Here is an 18,891-nt window from a genome sequence, read left to right as displayed (position 1 = left end):
TTTAAATTATCATCGCATAGCGGGATAATAGTTAGCGTTCTTTAGGGGCGTAGCTCAGTTGGTAGAGCACCGGTCTCCAAAACCGGGTGTCGCGAGTTCGAGTCTCTCCGCCCCTGCCATATAATTAGCCTTCCGCTTGCGGAAGGCTTTTTTGCTTTTGAAATCTGGCAACATATATCACCCTACTTTTTAGACGTTTTTGTCCGATTTTCGTGGAATAGAGTCTCTGTTCCTGAACTGTTGGACGCTTCTTATACATCTCTGTACATTTACGCCCAACAATAGACCTAATAACATTCGATTATAAGCATTAAGACTTTTGGTAGAACGCCGCCAACGATTGTGTTAGGAACTTTATCTCTTCCTTTCTATCGCTGTTATGTAGCCAAACGGCATAAATTGGTCGCATAAGAGCCTCCTGTGACTTATCAATGTAAAAGCCACTTTGCCCCCAGTTGACAGGGAAAAATGCTCTCCCTCCGGTCTGACTCATTATTTGGCTAGCAATTGAGATTGAGCTCGTTGTCAAAATAGGTGGTTTATTGCTGCTAACAAGTTGCTCATCAAAACGTGAGAAGTCAGCTCCCCATTCCAAGCGAATATAAGGCAGGTTTTTCGCTTCGCTGCCTTCAGCAGTGGCAAGTAGTTGTAATGAAAACTCACCGACTTTTTCTGTCGACAGCTCCTCCATTTTGGGGATTTCTGTTGTGATCAATAGATCTAGATGGCGTTCATGCAATTGTCGGACGTGTGTGTGTCGTTGCCCTATGCGAGTCTCAAGTAAAATCTCTGGTTTCTGGCAATAAACCCCAGTTAGCCATGAGATCAATAATGCCTCCCACATCATTGCTGGTGCACCGATAGAAAGTTCTTTATGTTGGCGACTTTTGAGAACGTCTTTTTTTGCCAGTAACCATGTTTCCATCAGCTTTTCTGCGTAGGGTACTAATCGTTCACCAGCCTCAGTGAGTTGGATATTGTTGCGATGACGAGTAAACAGATCGGCACCAACCTGTGTTTCTAATTGCCGTATACGAAAGCTAACCGCTGATTGTGTTAGATAAAGCGATTCTGCGGCTTTGCCAAAGTGCCTCGTTCTGCTGACTTCCAAGAAGGTTTTTAATAATTCGCTATCCACTGTCTCTCCCACAAAAATATTAATCATGATGATTTAAATGTTTTGTTTTACACGTTGTCAAGCCTAACTAATACTCCGCGCCATAAGTAGTACAGCAATAAGAAAATTTAGGAGCGTGTCAGATGGCGGAAAGCTTCAGCACAAATCATCGTTTTTTTGACAATAAACATTATCCACGTGGTTTTTCACGCCACGGTGACTTCACAATTAAAGAAGCTCAGGTTCTTGAGCGTTTCGGTTATGCATTTAACGAGTTGGATTTAGGAACTCGCGAACCGCAAACGGAAGAAGAAGAACTGTTCGTTGCGGTATGCCGTGGCGAGCGCCAGCCTGCAACAGAGGCTGAGAAGATCTGGTCTAAGTACATAGCACGAATCCGTCGTCCTAAGCGTTTCCATACTCTATCTGGTGGGAAACCACAGATGGATACGGTTGAAGAATATACCGATAGTGATGACTAAAAACTCGGGGCTTAAGGCCCCGTTTTTTATTGTAGCGCTTGATGTAAATGTTGAATTAGTCGATCCATCGAGCGATAGCTCAGTGCTTCTGCAATATGCGAGCGGTTTATGTTTTCACATTGTGCGAGATCGGCAATAGAGCGAGCAACTTTAAGTATGCGATGCCAAGCTCTTACCGATAGTCCCATCTTCTCTAGCGCCTGTTCTAAAAATGCGGCGTCTGGCTGGGATAGGCCACAAACCCTGTCCATTTCCTTTCCTGCTAGGTGGGCATTAAGTTTCCCAGAACGTTTATATTGAACCTCACGTGCTAGACATACCCGCTGTCTGACCATCTCGCTGCTTTCCCCTGTAGTTTTTTGAATGCTTAGTACTCCTGCAGGTAGTAATGGAACCTCAATAGAGAGGTCAAACCGATCTAAAAAAGGCCCCGATAGACGAGATAAATATTTCAATATTTGTTGTGGCGGTGTTCGAGCATGAATGCCTTTGTAGTGCCCAGTGGGACTAGGGTTCATTGCTGCAACTAATTGCACCCTTGCTGGAAACGTAACTTTAGCTAAAGCCCTTGAAATGCAAGCTTCCCCTGATTCTAGTGGTTCACGTAGCGCATCAAGAACACGACGTTCAAACTCAGGCAGTTCATCTAAGAATAAAACACCATTATGTGCGAGAGATATCTCTCCTGGCCTAGGCAAAGAGCCACCGCCGATGAGCGCAGCCATTGAGGCGCTGTGATGCGGGGTTCTGAATGGCCGCTGATAGCAAGATTGCCCAGTAGTCGATTGATGCACCAAGCTAGCCACTGCAGCGCTCTCAAGTGCCTCTTCTTTCGTGAGTGGAGGCAATATGCTATTCAGCCGACTGGCTAGCATGGTTTTCCCCGTCCCCGGAGGCCCTAACAACAGCAGGTTATGTCCTCCGGTTGCGGCAATTTCTAACGCTCTACGGGCTTGCTCCTGCCCAATGATATCTCGCATGTCTTTGTTGTTTGAGGGGATCGCGGATAGTTGCGTTCCTCTTGGCGTGAGGAGTTTTAAATCGCCACTCAGGAAATCACATACTTGGAGCAGATTATCAGCAATGAGGTGTGGTTGTTGTTCTCCAAGAAGGCCTAACTCTTCCTCATTCTCAGCAGGGCCAATTAACTTCCGTTGATCTCGTTGAGCAGCCATAGCTGCAGGAATTGCGCCCTGAATGCGTCGTAGGGCGCCTGAGAGGCCTAATTCACCTAACAGCTCCAATCCTTCCACTGACGTCGCGCTCAGCTGCTCAGAGGCAATTAAAATCGCAATAGCAATGGGCAGATCGTAGCGTCCTCCTTCTTTGGGCAAGTCAGCTGGAGCCAGATTGACCGTTATACGTTTGGCCGGAAAAGTAAAACCGCAGTTGATGATGGCGCTTCTAACACGGTCTTTGGCTTCTTTCACGGTGGCTTCGGGTAGGCCTACCAGCGTAAAACCAGGCAATCCTGTGCTGATATGTGCTTCAACGCTGACGGCTGGAGCTTGGACACCGATTGCCGCACGGGTATTAATCATCGCTACTGACATAGTCACCTTCGAGCATAGCCACCTCCTTGTTTAGCGACATCATGCGACTAAAGATTTAAACCGCCAGTCTGAGCTATGTGTTTTGAGTACTTGATTCCACCCTTTTGATGCATATGCCAAGCTTTCCATTTGAATCTGCGGGCCAGACTCTGTGGTGGCAACAAAACTTAACATTTAACATACAATATTTAACAAAGATAGCGTGCTAATTGTTTTGGCCCTGTAGCTAAGAGGGTTATATTTAACATTAGTAATACAAAAAGACATTCTGCATAACAAACCACAATTAACAGGCTGTGCAGTTGTCTCCTATAAAAACGCTAAAAAGCGCCTCATACTCTACGGTAGGGAATTCACTATGTTTGGTTGGTCAAGCCAGCAACGTAACGTTGCTATTGCGAGCTTTCTAAGCTGGACGCTCGACGCATTTGATTTTTTTATCCTCGTATTCTTACTTAGCGATATTGCAGCGGCTTTTCATGTCGGTATGGAACAGGTAACGCTAGCGATTTTATTGACGCTCGCAGTACGTCCTATTGGTGCCTTGCTGTTTGGGCGCGCGGCGGAGAAGTATGGCCGCCGGCCAATATTGATGGTAAATATCCTGTTTTTTTCAATCTTTGAGCTGCTTTCCGCCACTGCTCCCTCTCTCACCACTTTCCTAGTACTCAGAGTGCTCTATGGCGTTGCGATGGGTGGTATCTGGGGGGTTGCATCATCTCTGGCTATGGAAACTATTCCAGACCGTTCACGCGGTCTAATGTCAGGCATATTTCAGGCCGGTTATCCGTTTGGCTATTTGCTGGCAGCGGTGGTATATGGCTCGTTGTTTGAGCTTGTCGGTTGGAGAGGCATGTTTGTCATTGGCGCGATACCGATAGTGTTATTACCGTTTATTTATTTCAAAGTCCCCGAGTCTCCCGTTTGGTTGGCAGCGCGTGAGCGCAAAGAAAGCACTGCGTTATTACCTGTTTTGAAGAGCCACTGGAAGCTTTGTATCTATCTTGTTTTGCTGATGGCGGCGTTCAATTTCTTCAGTCATGGCACGCAGGATATGTATCCTGCATTTTTGAAAATTCAGCATGGTTTCGATCCTAAAACCGTCAGTATCATTGCTATTAGCTACAATATTGCGTCAATTATCGGCGGTGTATTCTTTGGCGTTCTATCAGAAAAAATCGGGCGTAAAAAGGCCATTATTATTGCAGCAGCGCTGGCTTTACCTGTGATTCCTCTGTGGGCATTCTCCGGTGGTTCGCTCATGCTTGGTATTGGCGCTTTCCTAATGCAATTCATGGTTCAGGGGGCTTGGGGCGTTATCCCAACCTATCTGAATGAGCTGGTTCCCGCGAATACGCGTGCTGTATTACCTGGTTTCGTGTATCAGTTGGGGAATCTGATTGCTTCGGTAAACGCAACGCTTCAAGCCACCATTGCTGAAAGTCACGGTCAAAACTACGGCTTGGCGATGGCCATTATTGCCGGTAGCGTTGCGGTGGTCATTATTGTGCTAATTTCCTTTGGCCGAGATACACAAGGCGCATCGTTGGGAAGAAAAATTTCCTCAGAGGAAACCACAATAAAATGATGTTAAATCATATTATTGGGTGTGATTTGAGCCGTTTTTGTTTAATGGTTACGCAAAAAAATTATTGTCAGACAGCAAAGAACTGTGATAACTCTTTAAGCATTAGCTCAGAAGGCAACAGAAAAAACTATTTATGAAAACTCTCGTCCAAGTACTCAGCCTCGTCGTGATTAGTGTGGTGGTGATTATTATCCCACCGTGCGGGGCAGCACTTGGACGAAGAAAGGCTTAAAAATCAAGTCTGAATCAAACGAGAACCCCCGCACCGAAAGGTCCGGGGGTTTTTTTTCGCAATGAGAAAGTGGCGGGGAACAGAAAATGACTGACAGAATAAAATCCTGTTGTCCCAGTAAAAGGGCGGGGAATTAAACTATGAATGGCGCACAGTGGGTAGTACAAGCGTTGCGAGCACAGGGTGTTGATAAAGTTTTCGGCTATCCAGGTGGCGCAATTATGCCGGTATACGATGCATTGTATGACGGTGGTGTGGAACACCTACTGTGTCGGCACGAGCAAGGCGCTGTCATTGCAGCTATTGGCTATGCCCGTTCAACGGGAAAACCTGGCGTATGTATTGCGACTTCCGGCCCAGGCGCAACGAATTTGATCACTGGGCTGGCTGATGCCATGTTGGATTCAGTTCCCATCGTTGCGATCACTGGGCAGGTAGGTTCAGCTCTGATTGGCACCGATGCATTTCAAGAGATCGATGTTCTGGGATTGTCTCTGGCCTGTACCAAACACAGTTTTCTGGTGGAATCGCTGGAAGCGCTGCCAAGTATTATGGCTGAGGCCTTTGCAGTAGCAACCAGTGGCCGCCCTGGACCGGTGTTAATTGATATTCCAAAAGATATTCAGTTGGCTGAAGGTGAATTGGCTGCGCATCTGTCTGCGGTGTCAGAAGTGATGGCGCCTTGCCAAGAGGAATTACAACAGGCGCGTGAGCTGTTGGCTAAGGCGAGAAAGCCAATGCTGTACGTTGGAGGTGGTGTGGGGATGGCTCAGGCCGTTCCCGCTTTACGAGATTTTGTTAATGCAACCGGCGTTCCAGCAGTAGTGACGCTGAAAGGTTTAGGGGCTCCAGACGCTAACCATCCATGTTATTTAGGCATGTTAGGGATGCACGGCACGAAGGCGGCTAATCTTGCAGTACAGCAATGTGATTTACTGATTGCCGTTGGTGCACGTTTTGACGATCGCGTTACTGGGAAACTGAATGCGTTTGCTCCCCACGCTAAAGTGATTCATATGGATATCGACCCTGCCGAAATGAGTAAGCTACGTCAGGCTCACGTGGAATTGTGCGGTGATTTAAACCAAATGTTGCCAGCGCTGAGTCAGCCATTGAGTATTGGTGAATGGCAATATGACGTTATCAGCCTGAAAGCTGAGCATCCGTGGCGTTACGATCATCCGGGACAGGCAATTTATGCACCGTTGTTTTTGAAACAGTTATCTGACCGCAAGCCCGCTGAAGCGGTGGTGACAACCGACGTTGGTCAGCATCAAATGTGGACTGCGCAACATATGCAGTTTGCTCGCCCAGAAAATTTTATTACCTCAAGCGGCTTAGGCACGATGGGCTTTGGTATTCCTGCTGCGGTTGGCGCACAGATGGCTCGTCCTGATGATATGGTGATTTGTGTATCCGGCGACGGCTCATTCATGATGAATGTGCAGGAGCTGGGCACTATCAAACGTAAAAATCTGCCAGTGAAAATCATTTTGTTGGATAACCAACGTTTGGGCATGGTTCGCCAATGGCAGCAACTCTTTTTTGATGGTCGCTACAGCGAAACCAATCTGTCAGATAACCCCGATTTCATCATGTTGGCCAGCGCGTTTGGAATTTCTGGTCAGACTATCACCCGTAAAGATCAAGTCGACGCGGCACTGGATACGCTGTTAAACAGCGAGGGACCTTACCTGCTCCATGTCTCCATCGACGAATTAGATAATGTCTGGCCTTTAGTTCCGCCGGGCGCAGGCAATGAATCTATGATGGAGAAAATATCATGATGCAGTTAACATCTTCGCAACATCAATTGGCTATTCAGGCACGATTCCGCCCAGAAGTTTTAGAGCGTGTGCTGCGCGTTATTCGTCACCGTGGCTTTCAGGTTTGTGCTATGAATATGGCTCAGACGCTGGATTCAGACAGTGTGAGCATCGAACTGACGGTGTCGAGCCAACGGCCAATCAACCTGCTGTCATCGCAGCTGAATAAATTGATGGATGTTGCCAGCGTTGAGATCCAGCCTCAGACCGCACGTAAACAGGCTGTTTGTTAACCGATTACGTTTGTTACAAGATTAATAACATTAATTACGCGCATGAGACGCGACAAGGAAAAGAAGAATGACCACTAAGAAAGCTGATTATATTTGGTTCAATGGCGAGATGGTTCCATGGGCAGAAGCTAAAGTACACGTAATGTCTCATGCGCTGCACTATGGCACTTCCGTATTTGAAGGGGTGCGCTGTTACGATACCAACAATGGCCCTGCAGTTTTCCGTCACCGTGAGCATATGCAGCGCCTGCGCGACTCCGCCAAGATCTATCGCATGCCAGTTTCCTACAGCGTTGATGAACTGATGGAGGCCTGCCGTGAAACTCTGCGCAAAAATAATCTGACCAGTGCTTACATCCGTCCATTGGTATTTGTCGGCGATGTTGGCATGGGCGTTAACCCGCCTGAAGGTTACAAAACAGATGTCATCATTGCCGCATTCCCTTGGGGAGCATATCTGGGCGCAGACGCACTGGATCAGGGGATTGATGCTCAGGTTTCTTCTTGGAATCGTGCAGCACCAAACACCATTCCAACCGCGGCAAAAGCCGGTGGTAACTACCTTTCCTCTTTACTGGTTGGTTCTGAGGCTCGACGTCATGGCTATCAGGAAGGTATCGCACTGGATGTGCATGGCTATGTATCAGAAGGCGCGGGCGAAAACCTGTTTATGGTGAAAGATGGCATTATTTTCACCCCGCCGTTCACCTCTGCGGCGCTGCCGGGGATCACGCGTGATGCCATTATCAAACTGGCAAAAAATGCTGGTTTTGAAATTCGTGAGCAGGTTATGTCGCGTGAATCACTGTATCTGGCAGACGAAGTCTTTATGTCAGGCACAGCAGCAGAAATTACCCCAGTGCGCAGCGTAGACGGCATTCAGGTGGGTATTGGTCGCTGCGGTCCAGTGACGAAACAGATTCAGGAAGCCTTCTTTGGCCTGTTTACCGGCAAGACCGAAGATCAGTGGGGCTGGTTGGATTTAGTTAACGCTAAGTAATTGAAGTGACAGACAGGTTATTCATCAAAATATAACCCCGAAATACATCGGGTTGCAGGCAACCAATGCACGTGCAGCGTGAAGTATGAAAGGGATAAGACGGGCGGTTCGTTCCCGCCCGCATAAATAGATAAAAGCCTGAGCACAGGCTTACGCTGGAGTGAATTAAGCATGCCAAAGTATCGTTCTGCAACAACCACACATGGCCGTAATATGGCGGGCGCTCGTGCATTATGGCGAGCAACAGGAATGACCGACGCAGATTTTGGTAAGCCGATTATTGCTGTGGTTAACTCATTTACCCAGTTCGTGCCTGGTCATGTCCATCTGCGCGATCTGGGTAAACTGGTTGCAGAGCAGATCGAGGCCTCAGGTGGCGTAGCCAAAGAGTTTAATACGATTGCGGTTGATGACGGTATCGCTATGGGGCATGGCGGTATGCTGTATTCCCTCCCTTCCCGCGAGTTGATTGCCGACTCTGTGGAATACATGGTTAACGCACATTGCGCTGATGCCATGGTATGTATTTCCAACTGCGACAAAATCACCCCAGGGATGTTGATGGCGTCACTGCGCTTGAATATTCCAGTGATCTTTGTGTCGGGCGGGCCGATGGAAGCGGGTAAAACCAAGCTATCCGATCAAATCATCAAGCTGGATCTGGTTGATGCGATGATTCAGGGCGCCAATCCAAACGTATCGGATGCGGATAGTGAACAAATTGAGCGCTCAGCGTGCCCTACCTGCGGCTCATGTTCCGGTATGTTCACCGCTAACTCCATGAACTGTTTAACTGAAGCGCTGGGTTTATCTCAACCAGGAAATGGTTCATTGCTGGCCACCCACGTTGACCGTAAAGATCTGTTCCTGAATGCGGGCAAACGCATTGTCGAACTGACTAAACGCTATTACGAGCAGGACGATGAACGCGTGTTGCCACGCAATATCGCTAACAAAGCGGCGTTTGAAAACGCGATGACGTTGGATATCGCCATGGGCGGCTCAACTAATACCGTTCTGCATCTGTTGGCTTCGGCACAGGAAGGCGAAGTTGATTTCACCATGACGGACATCGATCGTCTGTCACGTAAGGTTCCTCATCTGTGTAAAGTCGCGCCAAGCACCCAGAAATACCATATGGAAGACGTACATCGCGCAGGCGGCGTGATGGGGATCTTGGGTGAACTGGATCGTGCTGGGCTGCTAAATCGGGAAGTGAATAACGTTCTGGGCATGACCTTACCTGAAACGTTAGCAACCTACGACGTGATGGTCACAGAAGATGAAAGTGTCAAAAAGATGTATACCGCTGGCCCAGCGGGTATCCGTACAACAAAAGCATTCTCGCAAGAGTGCCGCTGGGATTCTCTGGATACTGACCGCCAAGAAGGCTGTATCCGAACCCGCGAGTTTGCCTATAGCCAAGACGGTGGTTTGGCCGTGCTGTATGGCAATATCGCTGAAGATGGCTGTATTGTGAAAACCGCCGGTGTGGAAAAAGAGAGCCTGATTTTCCGTGGCCCAGCGAAAGTGTATGAAAGCCAAGATGCGGCAGTAGACGCTATTCTGGGGGGGAAAGTTGTCGCGGGTGACGTTGTTGTTATCCGGTACGAGGGGCCAAAAGGCGGCCCTGGCATGCAAGAAATGCTGTATCCGACGACCTATCTGAAATCGATGGGGTTAGGTAAAAGCTGTGCGTTGATTACCGATGGTCGCTTCTCTGGTGGTACATCTGGTCTGTCAATTGGGCATGTTTCTCCTGAAGCGGCGAGCGGCGGCATCATTGCCCTAGTACAAGACGGCGACATGATTGATATCAATATTCCACAGCGTGGCATCAAGTTAGACATTTCGGAAAGTGAACTGGCCAATCGCCGGGAAGAAGAGCTGGCGAGAGGTGATGCGGCATGGACACCTAAAGCGCGTGAGCGTCAGGTATCCTTTGCTTTGCGTGCTTATGCCATGCTGGCAACTAGCGCAGACCGTGGTGCGGTACGCGATAAATCGAAGCTGGGAGGCTAACCATGACTTCCTCTGCTAAGGCGCAAAAAGAAGTGCTTCCAGAGCAGCCCTGTGGAGCTGAATATCTGCGTGCGGTGTTACGAGCTCCAGTGTATGAGGTTGCTCAGGTAACCCCGCTGCAGACCATGACTAAGCTATCCGAACGAATTGGCAATACGGTTTTAGTCAAACGAGAAGATCGTCAGCCAGTGCACAGCTTCAAATTGCGTGGGGCCTACGCGATGATCGCCGGTCTTAACGAAGAGCAAAAATCTCACGGTGTGGTAACGGCCTCCGCAGGCAACCATGCTCAGGGAGTCGCGCTTTCCGCCTCACGTTTAGGCATTAAATCCACCATTGTGATGCCGGTATCTACCGCTGATATTAAAGTAGATGCGGTGCGTGGCTTTGGCGGTGAAGCCGTGCTGTACGGTGCAAATTTTGATGAAGCCAAAGCCTACGCGATTGAATTAGCCAAGAGCAAAAATCTGACGTTTGTTCCTCCTTTCGATCACCCGGCGGTTATCGCGGGCCAAGGCACTTTGGCTATGGAGTTGTTACAACAGGATGCTCATCTGGATCGCGTGTTTGTTCCCGTTGGTGGCGGTGGCTTAGCCGCTGGTGTCGCGGTGTTGATCAAACAGCTGATGCCGCAGATTAAGGTGATCGGCGTTGAAGCCGAGGACTCGGCCTGTTTACGCGCGGCGTTGGATGCGGGGCATCCGGTAGATTTAGCCCGTGTTGGCTTATTTGCTGAAGGTGTGGCGGTGAAACGCATCGGTGATGAAACCTTCCGCCTTTGCCGCGAATACCTAGACGATGTGATCACCGTCGATAGCGATGCGATCTGTGCGGCAGTGAAAGATCTGTTCGAAGATGTGCGAGCTGTGGCAGAACCTTCTGGTGCATTGGCGCTAGCGGGTTTGAAGAAATACGTTCAGCAGCATCAGATACAGGGAGAGCGATTGGCGCATGTACTTTCGGGAGCCAACCTTAATTTCCATGGCTTGCGCTATGTTTCTGAGCGCTGTGAGCTTGGCGAACAACGCGAAGCGCTATTAGCCGTGACGATCCCAGAGCAGCAGGGCAGCTTCCTCAAATTTTGCCAATTGTTAGGTGGCCGTTCGGTCACTGAGTTTAACTATCGCTATGCCGATGCTGATAGTGCCTGCATTTTCGTTGGTGTACGTCTAACGCGCGGAGTGGCGGAGCGACAAGAGATTTTAGCACTGTTGCAGAATGGCGGTTATCAGGTAGTCGATCTTTCTGACGATGAAATGGCGAAGCTGCATGTGCGTTATATGGTCGGGGGACGTCCATCTAAACCACTGCAGGAGCGACTTTACAGCTTTGAGTTCCCTGAGTCGCCAGGTGCGTTGCTGAAGTTTTTAAGTACGCTGGGCACCCATTGGAATATATCGTTATTCCATTATCGCAGTCATGGCACCGATTTTGGCCGCGTTCTAGCTGCGTTTGAACGTGCAGATAGCGATCCAAACTTTGAATCGCGACTGCATGAACTTGGCTATGAGTGTCATGATGAAACGGATAATCCGGCTTTCCGTTTCTTCTTGAAGGGCTGATTTGAAGAGGGTGCTGGTGGCTATAACAGCTGCCAGAATGCATGAATCAACGGCTCTTCCAACCGTTTTTTCTGCACGCAAACGCCCAATTCGAAAGGAGCAACCATCGAGACATGTTCAAGTTCGGTGATACGAGCACGAATTGACTCAGGGCTGTTATTCAGCACCACATCGGGTAACAGGGCGATGCCGCAGCCGAGCGCGACCATCGACACAATCGCTTCATGGCCGGAGACAGTGGCGTAGATTTGCGGGTTACTGATTTTTTGCCGACGGAACCACAGATCGATTCGCTGACGCGAAGGCCCATGCTGCGGCAGGATAAAGGGAATCTGTGACCAGTCAGGCTGCTCTGCAAGCGCTAAAGAGCGAATGTGGCACGGTAGCGCAGGGGCAATCAGACGCAGCGGGATCTCACCAATCTTGGTGAATTCAATGCTGGTGGGCAGTGTTTCTGGGCGACCAGCGATGCCGAGGTCGGCTTCGTCCGACTGAATCTTGCTGACGGCATCGGCGGCGTCACCGGTGGTGAGCTTGATCTCGACCAACGGATGCAGAGCACGAAAGCGATCAAGCACTGACGGCAGGTGGCTGTAGGCGGCAGTCACCGAGCAGAACAGACGTAGTTCTCCAGTGAGTGCTGGCCCAGTCTGTCCGAGTGCATTGCGCAACTGTTGGTATTGCAGCAGCGTTTGTTGAGCAAAGATTTTGAACTGTTCACCGGCGCTGGTTAGCCGAACATCTCGGTTATCACGCAAGAACAGCGGCTGGCCGAGTTCTTCTTCGAGCCGTTGGATCTGTCGTGAGAGCGTTGATGGGCTAACGTGCACGGCATGCGCGGTGCGGCCAAAGTGGCGCGATTCGGCTAGGTGGATAAATAATTTTAAATCTCGAAGATCCATGGGTGATTTCCGCTCATTACATTGCAAAAACTGCAATGACATCTTCGTAATATATCAATTTAAGCAATACAAATCCTGTCATATGATGGGTTCATTCTCCTTGACGAGAACCTCCCCGACAGACAGGCGGGGAAGTGAAAAATAATTAACTTGCAGACGTCGCCTTTAGAGCGAAAACACAACGTCCAACAACAAAACAATGGAGCACACGATGGCTAACTATTTCAACACATTGAACCTGCGTCAGCAGTTGGCGCAACTGGGTAAGTGTCGCTTTATGGGGCGCGAAGAATTTGCAGATGAAGCGGGTTACCTGAAAGGTAAAAAAGTGGTGATCGTTGGCTGTGGTGCGCAAGGGCTGAACCAAGGCCTGAATATGCGCGACTCCGGTTTGGATGTGTCCTACGCGTTGCGTGCAGAGGCGATTGCCGAGAAGCGCGCCTCATGGCGTAAAGCGACCGAAAACGGTTTTAAAGTCGGTACCTACGAAGATCTGATCCCACAGGCAGATCTGGTGGTTAACTTGACTCCAGACAAACAGCATTCGGCGGTGGTAAAAGCCGTACAGCCGCTGATGAAAGATGGCGCAGCGCTGGGTTACTCGCACGGTTTCAACATTGTTGAAGTGGGTGAGCAAATTCGTAAGGACATTACCGTAGTAATGGTTGCGCCGAAGTGTCCGGGTACTGAAGTACGTGAAGAGTATAAGCGTGGCTTTGGTGTACCGACGCTGATTGCGGTTCATCCTGAAAACGATCCTAAGGGTGAAGGTATGGCGATTGCTAAAGCCTGGGCCGCAGCCACTGGGGGGCATCGTGCGGGGGTTCTGGAGTCTTCTTTCGTTGCAGAAGTTAAATCTGACCTGATGGGTGAACAAACTATTCTGTGTGGCATGCTGCAAGCAGGTTCTTTGCTGTGCTTTGACAAGCTGGTGGCGGACGGTACCGATCCTGCTTATGCAGAAAAATTGGTGCAGTTTGGTTGGGAAACCATCACTGAAGCGCTGAAGCAGGGGGGAATTACCCTGATGATGGATCGTTTGTCGAACCCAGCCAAACTGCGTGCTTATGCATTATCTGAACAGTTGAAAGGCATTATGGCTCCGCTGTTCCAAAAGCATATGGATGACATCATTTCTGGCGCATTCTCAAGCGGAATGATGGCTGACTGGGCTGAAGATGATATCAAATTGCTGACTTGGCGCGAAGAGACCGGCAAAACAGCATTTGAAACTGCGCCACAGTTCGAAGGCAAAATTGCGGAGCAGGATTACTTCGACCAAGGCGTTCTGATGATTGCTATGGTTAAAGCGGGCGTCGAACTGGCATTCGAAACGATGGTAGCCTCTGGCATCATTGAAGAGTCAGCATATTACGAATCTCTGCATGAGCTGCCGCTGATTGCGAACACCATTGCCCGTAAACGTCTGTATGAAATGAACGTGGTTATCTCTGATACCGCAGAATACGGTAACTATCTGTTTGCGAATGCGGCAGTGCCATTGCTGAAAGAGAAGTTTATGTCTTCACTGCAAACTGGCGATTTAGGCAAAGCCGCTAGCACAGCGACGGCGGTTGATAACGCTCAGTTGCGTGACGTGAACGAAGCGATTCGCAATCATCCAATTGAAGCCGTTGGTCATAAGCTGCGTGGCTATATGAAAGATATGAAGCGTATCGCCGTGGCGGGTTAATTCGCGAAAACATGAAAAAGGCGCCGAGGCGCCTTTTTTACTGCTTCAATTTTTACTAGTTGCGATAAAGCACTTTGATAATGTGATAACCGAACTGTGTATGCAGCGGACCATAAGGTTCCAGCAGTGGGCAAGAGAACACGACTTTATCGAAAGCAGGTACCATTGCGCCTTGCTTGAATTCACCTAAGTGACCACCTTTACGGCCAGATGGGCAGATAGAGTGTTTCTTGGCCAGCTTCTCAAAATCACCGCCATTTTTTAGCTGTTCGAGAAGATCCAGCGCCTGTTTTTCTTCCTTTACAAGGATATGCAATGCTGCCGCGTTTTTTGCCATCGAGGATACTCCAGATGAAGGCATTAGAGAGATTTTCTCTAGTGTACTCAGCTAAGGGTTATTTCTGCAATGGCACTGACTTCGAGCAGTGCTCCATAATGTAGGGCTGAGCAAGGTACCACGGTACGGGCAGGTCGATGATCTCCCATCCACTCGGCATACAGCCGATTGAGTTCTGGCCATAGGGCGACATCACAAAGATAGATCTGCACATTGATCAAATGGCACTTATCAATATTTTCAGTAGCTAGCAAGGCGTCAATATTGCTAAAAACGACATGCGCCTGCTCGGCTAAATCGCCTCGCGGTTGCGGGTTGTCGAGCGAAATTGGTAACTGACCAGAAATATAGAGATGGTTGCCCGAAAGCACCGCGGGGGAATAGTGCCCTCCGGGGGCTGGTAACTTATCTGAATGGATTATTTTCATGATAGACTCTGGCCGCGTTTAATAAAGTCACCATAGGACTCTGCGTCTACGTTGCCGCCGCTAACGATGATTCCCACACGTGCTCCGCGGATATCAATGTTTCCACTCATCGCTGCTGCAGCGGCTAAGCACCCAGTGGGTTCAACCACCATTTTCATTCGTTCCATGAAGAAACGCATCTGATTGCAGAGTTGCTGATCGCTGACGGTAAGAATATCTTCGACAAAGTTCCGAATAATTGGGAAGGTTAGTTCACCAACGCATTGGGTTTGTGCGCCATCGGCGATAGTATCGGGAACAGGGATGCTAACGCGCTCCCCGCTGCGCAAAGATTGCTGAACGTCGTTACCGGCTTCTGGCTCAACGCCAAATACACGACAGTCTGGAGCTAAGTGGTTAGCCGCGATGGTGCAACCAGAAAGTAATCCACCGCCGCCAGTACAGACAAATAAGAAATCAAGCTCACCAACCTCTTCGAATAACTCGAGAGCTGAGGTGCCTTGGCCTGCAATCACGTGTGGATGGTTGTACGGAGGTATGATGCTTAAGCCGCGTTTAGCCGCCAGATCGGCAGCGATCGCTTCTCGATCTTCTTTTTGGCGATTGTAAATAATGACCTCGGCCCCATAACCGCGTGTTGCTGCTAGTTTGGCCGCAGGAGCATTGTGTGGCATCACTATAGTCACCGGCACTTCTAATTCTCGTGCCGCTAGCGCCATCGCCTGCGCATGATTGCCGGAAGAGAAAGCGACGACCCCACGCTTCTTTTGTTCCTGTGTTAAATGGCTTATTGCGTTATAAGCCCCGCGAAACTTAAATGCTCCAACTCGCTGGTAGTTTTCACATTTGAAAAACAGATTTGCGCCAGTGATAGCGTTCGCTTGGGTGGAGGTGAGAACTGGGGTGCGGTGTGCCGCACCTTGAAGGTTTTTTGCCGCTTCTCTTACATCATCTGCACTAACTGCCATCGTTAACAGGGGCATGATTTTCTCCTCGGGGTGCAATTTTCTTTGTCATTTTGTATAATTTTATACGATCAGTAAAACAAAAAGGAAAGCGCTATATGAAAAATAATGAAAGCTCCACTGCAGAAGTGTTGAGCGAAAACCAGCTATTGCTGCGTGAAGGCGCTAAAATTGCTAAAGCGTTGGGAGAAATGTTTGCGCCTACCTGTGAAGTGGTACTGCACGATCTGACCAACCCGATGCATTCTATCGTGGCGATAGAGCAGCCATTGTCTGGTCGAAAGATTGGCGACCCCTCAACCGAGATGGGATTGGCTCGCATTCGAGATCCACACTATCCTGATGTGGTGCAAAATTACGCCAATCGATTTCCTGATGGGCGCCCAGCAAAAAGTACCTCGATCGGCTTGCGTAACAGTCAGGGCGAGTTTGTTGCCGCGCTATGCCTGAATATGGATGTTTCTTTGCTGGATTCCGTTCAGCGTGTGCTTTCTCAGCTTACCTCTGTGGATAGCGAGCATGCTCCTACTCAGGAAAGTTTACGCAGTAGTTTCGGGTCTAAGGATGTGAAACGCGCGATTGAAGATTATGCTGCGGCAATGTCGAGTCAGCCGCGTGCGCTATCGGCTCCACAACGAAAAGTATTGATCCGTCATCTGGCAACCTCCGGTTTGTTGCAACTGCGTGGGGCGGCAAAAATTGTCGCGGATGAACTGGGGATTTCACGTGCTTCGGTATATAACGCATTGAAGGTAGAACCCACGCGCTGAGTTTATTTTCGCTGCTTGGTTTCTGCTACAATTCGCCTCCGTCTTGTTCTTTTGTCGCAATCATATTCAGGTTAAGTCATTCATGCGTTTAAATCCCGGTCAGCAGCAGGCTGTTGAATTTGTTACTGGTCCTTGTTTAGTTCTGGCTGGGGCCGGCTCAGGCAAAACCCGTGTTATTACAAACAAAATTGCGCATCTGATCCGTGAATGTGGCTATCAGGCTCGCCATATTGCCGCGGTGACTTTTACTAATAAAGCTGCCCGTGAAATGAAAGAGCGCGTAGCGCAGACTCTGGGCCGAAAAGAAGCGCGTGGCCTGATGATTTCCACCTTCCATACCTTGGGATTAGAGATCATCAAACGAGAATATAAAGCGTTGGGAATGAAGGCGAATTTCTCATTGTTTGACGATCAGGATCAGCTGGCATTGCTAACGGATCTGACTGAACAATGGCTAGAGAAAGATAAGGATCTGCTCAAGCAACTGATTTCGACGATCTCAAACTGGAAGAACGATCTTATCGATCCCCAGCAGGCGGCGACGCATGCATTTTCTGAGCGCGACAAGATATTTGTGCATTGTTATCAGCTGTATGATGCTCAGCTAAAAGCCTGCAACGTGCTTGATTTCGATGACCTAATCCTGTTGCCAACGTTGTTGCTGCGTAGCAATGAAGAGGTGCGTGAACGTTGGCAGCAGCGCATTCGCTATTTGCTGGTGGATGAATATCAAGATACCAACACGAGTCAGTATGAATTGGTAAAACTGTTGGTAGGCAATCGAGCACGATTTACCGTCGTGGGCGATGACGATCAGTCGATTTATTCGTGGCGTGGTGCGCGTCCGCAGAATCTGGTATTGCTGAAAGAGGACTTCCCTGCTTTGCAGGTGATTAAACTGGAGCAGAATTATCGCTCTTCGCAGCGCATTCTGAAGTCAGCTAACATTCTCATTGCCAACAATCCGCACGTATTTGAAAAACGACTGTTCTCTGAATTAGGGTATGGTGAAGAGCTAAAAATCATTACGGCAAATAATGAAGATCACGAAGCGGAACGCGTCGTGGGGGAGCTCATCGCTCATCACTTTATCAATAAAACCTCCTATAGTGACTATGCGATTTTGTATCGCGGGAACCATCAGTCTCGCGTATTTGAAAAAATGCTAATGCAAAACCGCATTCCGTATCGTATATCCGGGGGGACTTCATTCTTCTCGCGCCCAGAAATTAAAGATTTATTGGCCTATCTGCGTGTTCTGACCAACCCAGACGACGACAGCGCTTTTCTGCGCATTGTTAATACGCCGCGGCGTGAGATCGGCCCTGCGACGCTGCAAAAATTGGGTGAATGGGCCAATCATCGAGGCATTAGCTTGTTCCGTGCCAGCTTTGATTTTGGTCTTAGCCAAACGCTGACCGGACGGGGGTTAGAATCTCTGCAGCGTTTTACGCACTGGATGCAGGAAGTTTCTGCGCTGTCAGAGCGTGAGCCAATAGCGGCGGTGCGAGATCTTATTCATGGCGTTGACTACGAGAGCTGGCTGTTTGAAACCTCGCCTAGCCCAAAAGCAGCCGAAATGCGCATGAAAAACGTCAATCAGCTGTTTAGCTGGATGACAGAAATGCTAGAAGGCAGTGATATTGATGAGCCAATGACGCTGACTCAGGTCGTCACACGTTTTACTCTGCGCGATATGATGGAGCGAGGCGAAAGTGAAGATGAGGCCGATCAGGTACAGTTAATGACGCTACATGCTTCTAAAGGGCTAGAGTTTCCGTATGTTTATCTTGTCGGCATGGAAGAAGGTTTACTGCCACATCAGAGCAGTATTGACGAAGATAACGTCGACGAAGAGCGGCGATTGGCCTATGTGGGAATAACCCGAGCACAAAAAGAGCTCGTGTTTACCCTATGCCGCGAGCGCCGCCAATACGGAGAATTAGTGCGTCCTGAGCCAAGTCGGTTTCTATTAGAGTTACCACAAGACGATCTGAATTGGGAGACGGAGCGTAAAGTGGTCAGCCCACAAGAGAGAATGCAAAAGGGTCAAGCAAACGTCGCGAATATTCGTGCGATGTTGGCGAAGGCAAAGGGCGGAAGCTAATTGTTATTGCGCGTATTTCATCGTTCATAATGAGAAAAGGCATCTGTTAGGATGCCTTTTTCATATCATTAAAT

At 49.0% G+C, this 18,891-nt stretch carries 17 protein-coding genes and 1 tRNA gene; 12 read left to right on the top strand and 6 right to left on the bottom strand.

From position 1 onward, the window contains the following. Positions 1 to 43: 43 nt before the first annotated feature. A tRNA-Trp gene (locus M988_RS20040) sits at positions 44 to 119 on the top strand. Between the two features lie 191 nt (positions 120 to 310). Here M988_RS20040 and hdfR read toward each other — a convergent pair. Continuing rightward, the gene (gene hdfR, locus M988_RS20035) at positions 311 to 1,138 is read right to left on the bottom strand and encodes an HTH-type transcriptional regulator HdfR (RefSeq protein ID WP_064575476.1); all 828 of its coding nucleotides are present in this window, start codon (positions 1,136 to 1,138) and stop codon (positions 311 to 313) included. A 122-nt stretch (positions 1,139 to 1,260) separates the two neighbouring features. Here hdfR and M988_RS20030 point away from each other — a divergent pair, with 122 nt between their 5' ends. After that, positions 1,261 to 1,599 (top strand): MaoP family protein, encoded by a 339-nt coding sequence (locus M988_RS20030; protein WP_004089230.1) that lies wholly within the window; start codon positions 1,261 to 1,263, stop codon positions 1,597 to 1,599. A gap of 26 nt (positions 1,600 to 1,625) precedes the next feature. On the opposite strand, the gene M988_RS20025 is transcribed toward M988_RS20030, so the two are convergent. After that, entirely contained in the window at positions 1,626 to 3,152 is a 1,527-nt protein-coding gene (locus tag M988_RS20025) for a YifB family Mg chelatase-like AAA ATPase (protein ID WP_039189866.1), read from the bottom strand. Positions 3,153 to 3,510: 358 nt separating this feature from the next. On the opposite strand from M988_RS20025, the gene M988_RS20020 reads away from it, so the two are divergent. The 7 genes from M988_RS20020 to ilvA all read left to right on the top strand — a co-directional run bounded on the left by M988_RS20020 (position 3,511) and on the right by ilvA (position 11,615). Then, positions 3,511 to 4,740: an MFS transporter gene (locus M988_RS20020; RefSeq protein ID WP_064575465.1), complete on the top strand. Its 1,230-nt coding sequence runs from the start codon at positions 3,511 to 3,513 to the stop codon at positions 4,738 to 4,740. Between the two features lie 133 nt (positions 4,741 to 4,873). Next, on the top strand, positions 4,874 to 4,972 hold the full coding sequence (ilvL, locus tag M988_RS22570) for an ilv operon leader peptide (RefSeq protein WP_071778685.1): 99 nt from the start codon (positions 4,874 to 4,876) through the stop codon (positions 4,970 to 4,972). A gap of 140 nt (positions 4,973 to 5,112) precedes the next feature. Next, positions 5,113 to 6,759 (top strand): acetolactate synthase 2 catalytic subunit, encoded by a 1,647-nt coding sequence (ilvG, locus tag M988_RS20015; RefSeq protein ID WP_064575463.1) that lies wholly within the window; start codon positions 5,113 to 5,115, stop codon positions 6,757 to 6,759. Further along, complete coding sequence (gene ilvM / locus M988_RS20010; protein WP_039189862.1) at positions 6,756 to 7,031, top strand: acetolactate synthase 2 small subunit; 276 nt, start codon at positions 6,756 to 6,758, stop codon at positions 7,029 to 7,031. Before ilvG ends, ilvM begins: the two co-directional genes overlap by 4 nt. A gap of 67 nt (positions 7,032 to 7,098) precedes the next feature. Further along, positions 7,099 to 8,031 carry a branched-chain amino acid transaminase gene (locus M988_RS20005; protein ID WP_004089240.1) on the top strand — a complete coding sequence of 311 codons (933 nt, stop codon included), beginning with the start codon at positions 7,099 to 7,101 and terminating at the stop codon, positions 8,029 to 8,031. Between the two features lie 171 nt (positions 8,032 to 8,202). Further along, positions 8,203 to 10,053 carry a dihydroxy-acid dehydratase gene (gene ilvD / locus M988_RS20000; RefSeq protein WP_039189858.1) on the top strand — a complete coding sequence of 617 codons (1,851 nt, stop codon included), beginning with the start codon at positions 8,203 to 8,205 and terminating at the stop codon, positions 10,051 to 10,053. 2 nt (positions 10,054 to 10,055) lie between these two features. Beyond that, positions 10,056 to 11,615: a threonine ammonia-lyase, biosynthetic gene (gene ilvA / locus M988_RS19995; protein ID WP_008815822.1), complete on the top strand. Its 1,560-nt coding sequence runs from the start codon at positions 10,056 to 10,058 to the stop codon at positions 11,613 to 11,615. A gap of 20 nt (positions 11,616 to 11,635) precedes the next feature. On the opposite strand, the gene ilvY is transcribed toward ilvA, so the two are convergent. Then, the gene (gene ilvY, locus M988_RS19990) at positions 11,636 to 12,517 is read right to left on the bottom strand and encodes an HTH-type transcriptional activator IlvY (protein WP_008815823.1); all 882 of its coding nucleotides are present in this window, start codon (positions 12,515 to 12,517) and stop codon (positions 11,636 to 11,638) included. A 211-nt stretch (positions 12,518 to 12,728) separates the two neighbouring features. Between ilvY and ilvC the strand changes: the two genes are divergently transcribed. Then, positions 12,729 to 14,210: a ketol-acid reductoisomerase gene (ilvC, locus tag M988_RS19985; protein WP_008815824.1), complete on the top strand. Its 1,482-nt coding sequence runs from the start codon at positions 12,729 to 12,731 to the stop codon at positions 14,208 to 14,210. Between the two features lie 55 nt (positions 14,211 to 14,265). Here ilvC and ppiC read toward each other — a convergent pair whose 3' ends face one another. Genes ppiC through M988_RS19970 form a run of 3 tightly spaced genes read right to left on the bottom strand, consistent with a single transcriptional unit; the run spans position 14,266 to position 15,958 of the window. Beyond that, entirely contained in the window at positions 14,266 to 14,547 is a 282-nt protein-coding gene (gene ppiC, locus M988_RS19980; RefSeq protein ID WP_004089245.1) for a peptidylprolyl isomerase PpiC, read from the bottom strand. Between the two features lie 47 nt (positions 14,548 to 14,594). Continuing rightward, the gene (locus M988_RS19975; protein ID WP_061059348.1) at positions 14,595 to 14,975 is read right to left on the bottom strand and encodes a RidA family protein; all 381 of its coding nucleotides are present in this window, start codon (positions 14,973 to 14,975) and stop codon (positions 14,595 to 14,597) included. Further along, positions 14,972 to 15,958, bottom strand: a complete 987-nt coding sequence (locus M988_RS19970) for a threo-3-hydroxy-L-aspartate ammonia-lyase (RefSeq protein WP_064575461.1) — start codon at positions 15,956 to 15,958, stop codon at positions 14,972 to 14,974. Before M988_RS19970 ends, M988_RS19975 begins: the two co-directional genes overlap by 4 nt. An 80-nt stretch (positions 15,959 to 16,038) precedes the next feature. Here M988_RS19970 and M988_RS19965 point away from each other — a divergent pair, with 80 nt between their 5' ends. After that, entirely contained in the window at positions 16,039 to 16,710 is a 672-nt protein-coding gene (locus M988_RS19965; protein WP_004089248.1) for a helix-turn-helix transcriptional regulator, read from the top strand. A gap of 82 nt (positions 16,711 to 16,792) precedes the next feature. Next, positions 16,793 to 18,817: a DNA helicase Rep gene (gene rep, locus M988_RS19960; protein WP_008815827.1), complete on the top strand. Its 2,025-nt coding sequence runs from the start codon at positions 16,793 to 16,795 to the stop codon at positions 18,815 to 18,817. The last annotated feature ends 74 nt before the right edge of the window (positions 18,818 to 18,891 follow it).

The sequence above is a fragment of the Hafnia paralvei ATCC 29927 genome, from assembly GCF_001655005.1.
Classification (GTDB): Bacteria; Pseudomonadota; Gammaproteobacteria; order Enterobacterales; family Enterobacteriaceae; genus Hafnia; species Hafnia paralvei.
This window is presented reverse-complemented; position numbering and strand designations above follow the sequence as displayed.

Coding starts and splice junctions, on each gene's coding strand:
- M988_RS19970 (WP_064575461.1), bottom strand. CDS start 15,958: ATGCCCCTGTTAACGATGGCAGTTAGTGCAGATGATGTAAGAGAAGCG.
- M988_RS20020 (WP_064575465.1), top strand. CDS start 3,511: ATGTTTGGTTGGTCAAGCCAGCAACGTAACGTTGCTATTGCGAGCTTT.
- M988_RS19965 (WP_004089248.1), top strand. CDS start 16,039: ATGAAAAATAATGAAAGCTCCACTGCAGAAGTGTTGAGCGAAAACCAG.
- M988_RS20030 (WP_004089230.1), top strand. CDS start 1,261: ATGGCGGAAAGCTTCAGCACAAATCATCGTTTTTTTGACAATAAACAT.
- ilvA (WP_008815822.1), top strand. CDS start 10,056: ATGACTTCCTCTGCTAAGGCGCAAAAAGAAGTGCTTCCAGAGCAGCCC.
- ilvM (WP_039189862.1), top strand. CDS start 6,756: ATGATGCAGTTAACATCTTCGCAACATCAATTGGCTATTCAGGCACGA.
- ilvD (WP_039189858.1), top strand. CDS start 8,203: ATGCCAAAGTATCGTTCTGCAACAACCACACATGGCCGTAATATGGCG.
- M988_RS20005 (WP_004089240.1), top strand. CDS start 7,099: ATGACCACTAAGAAAGCTGATTATATTTGGTTCAATGGCGAGATGGTT.
- ilvC (WP_008815824.1), top strand. CDS start 12,729: ATGGCTAACTATTTCAACACATTGAACCTGCGTCAGCAGTTGGCGCAA.
- M988_RS19975 (WP_061059348.1), bottom strand. CDS start 14,975: ATGAAAATAATCCATTCAGATAAGTTACCAGCCCCCGGAGGGCACTAT.
- rep (WP_008815827.1), top strand. CDS start 16,793: ATGCGTTTAAATCCCGGTCAGCAGCAGGCTGTTGAATTTGTTACTGGT.
- M988_RS20025 (WP_039189866.1), bottom strand. CDS start 3,152: ATGTCAGTAGCGATGATTAATACCCGTGCGGCAATCGGTGTCCAAGCT.
- ilvG (WP_064575463.1), top strand. CDS start 5,113: ATGAATGGCGCACAGTGGGTAGTACAAGCGTTGCGAGCACAGGGTGTT.
- ilvL (WP_071778685.1), top strand. CDS start 4,874: ATGAAAACTCTCGTCCAAGTACTCAGCCTCGTCGTGATTAGTGTGGTG.
- ilvY (WP_008815823.1), bottom strand. CDS start 12,517: ATGGATCTTCGAGATTTAAAATTATTTATCCACCTAGCCGAATCGCGC.
- ppiC (WP_004089245.1), bottom strand. CDS start 14,547: ATGGCAAAAAACGCGGCAGCATTGCATATCCTTGTAAAGGAAGAAAAA.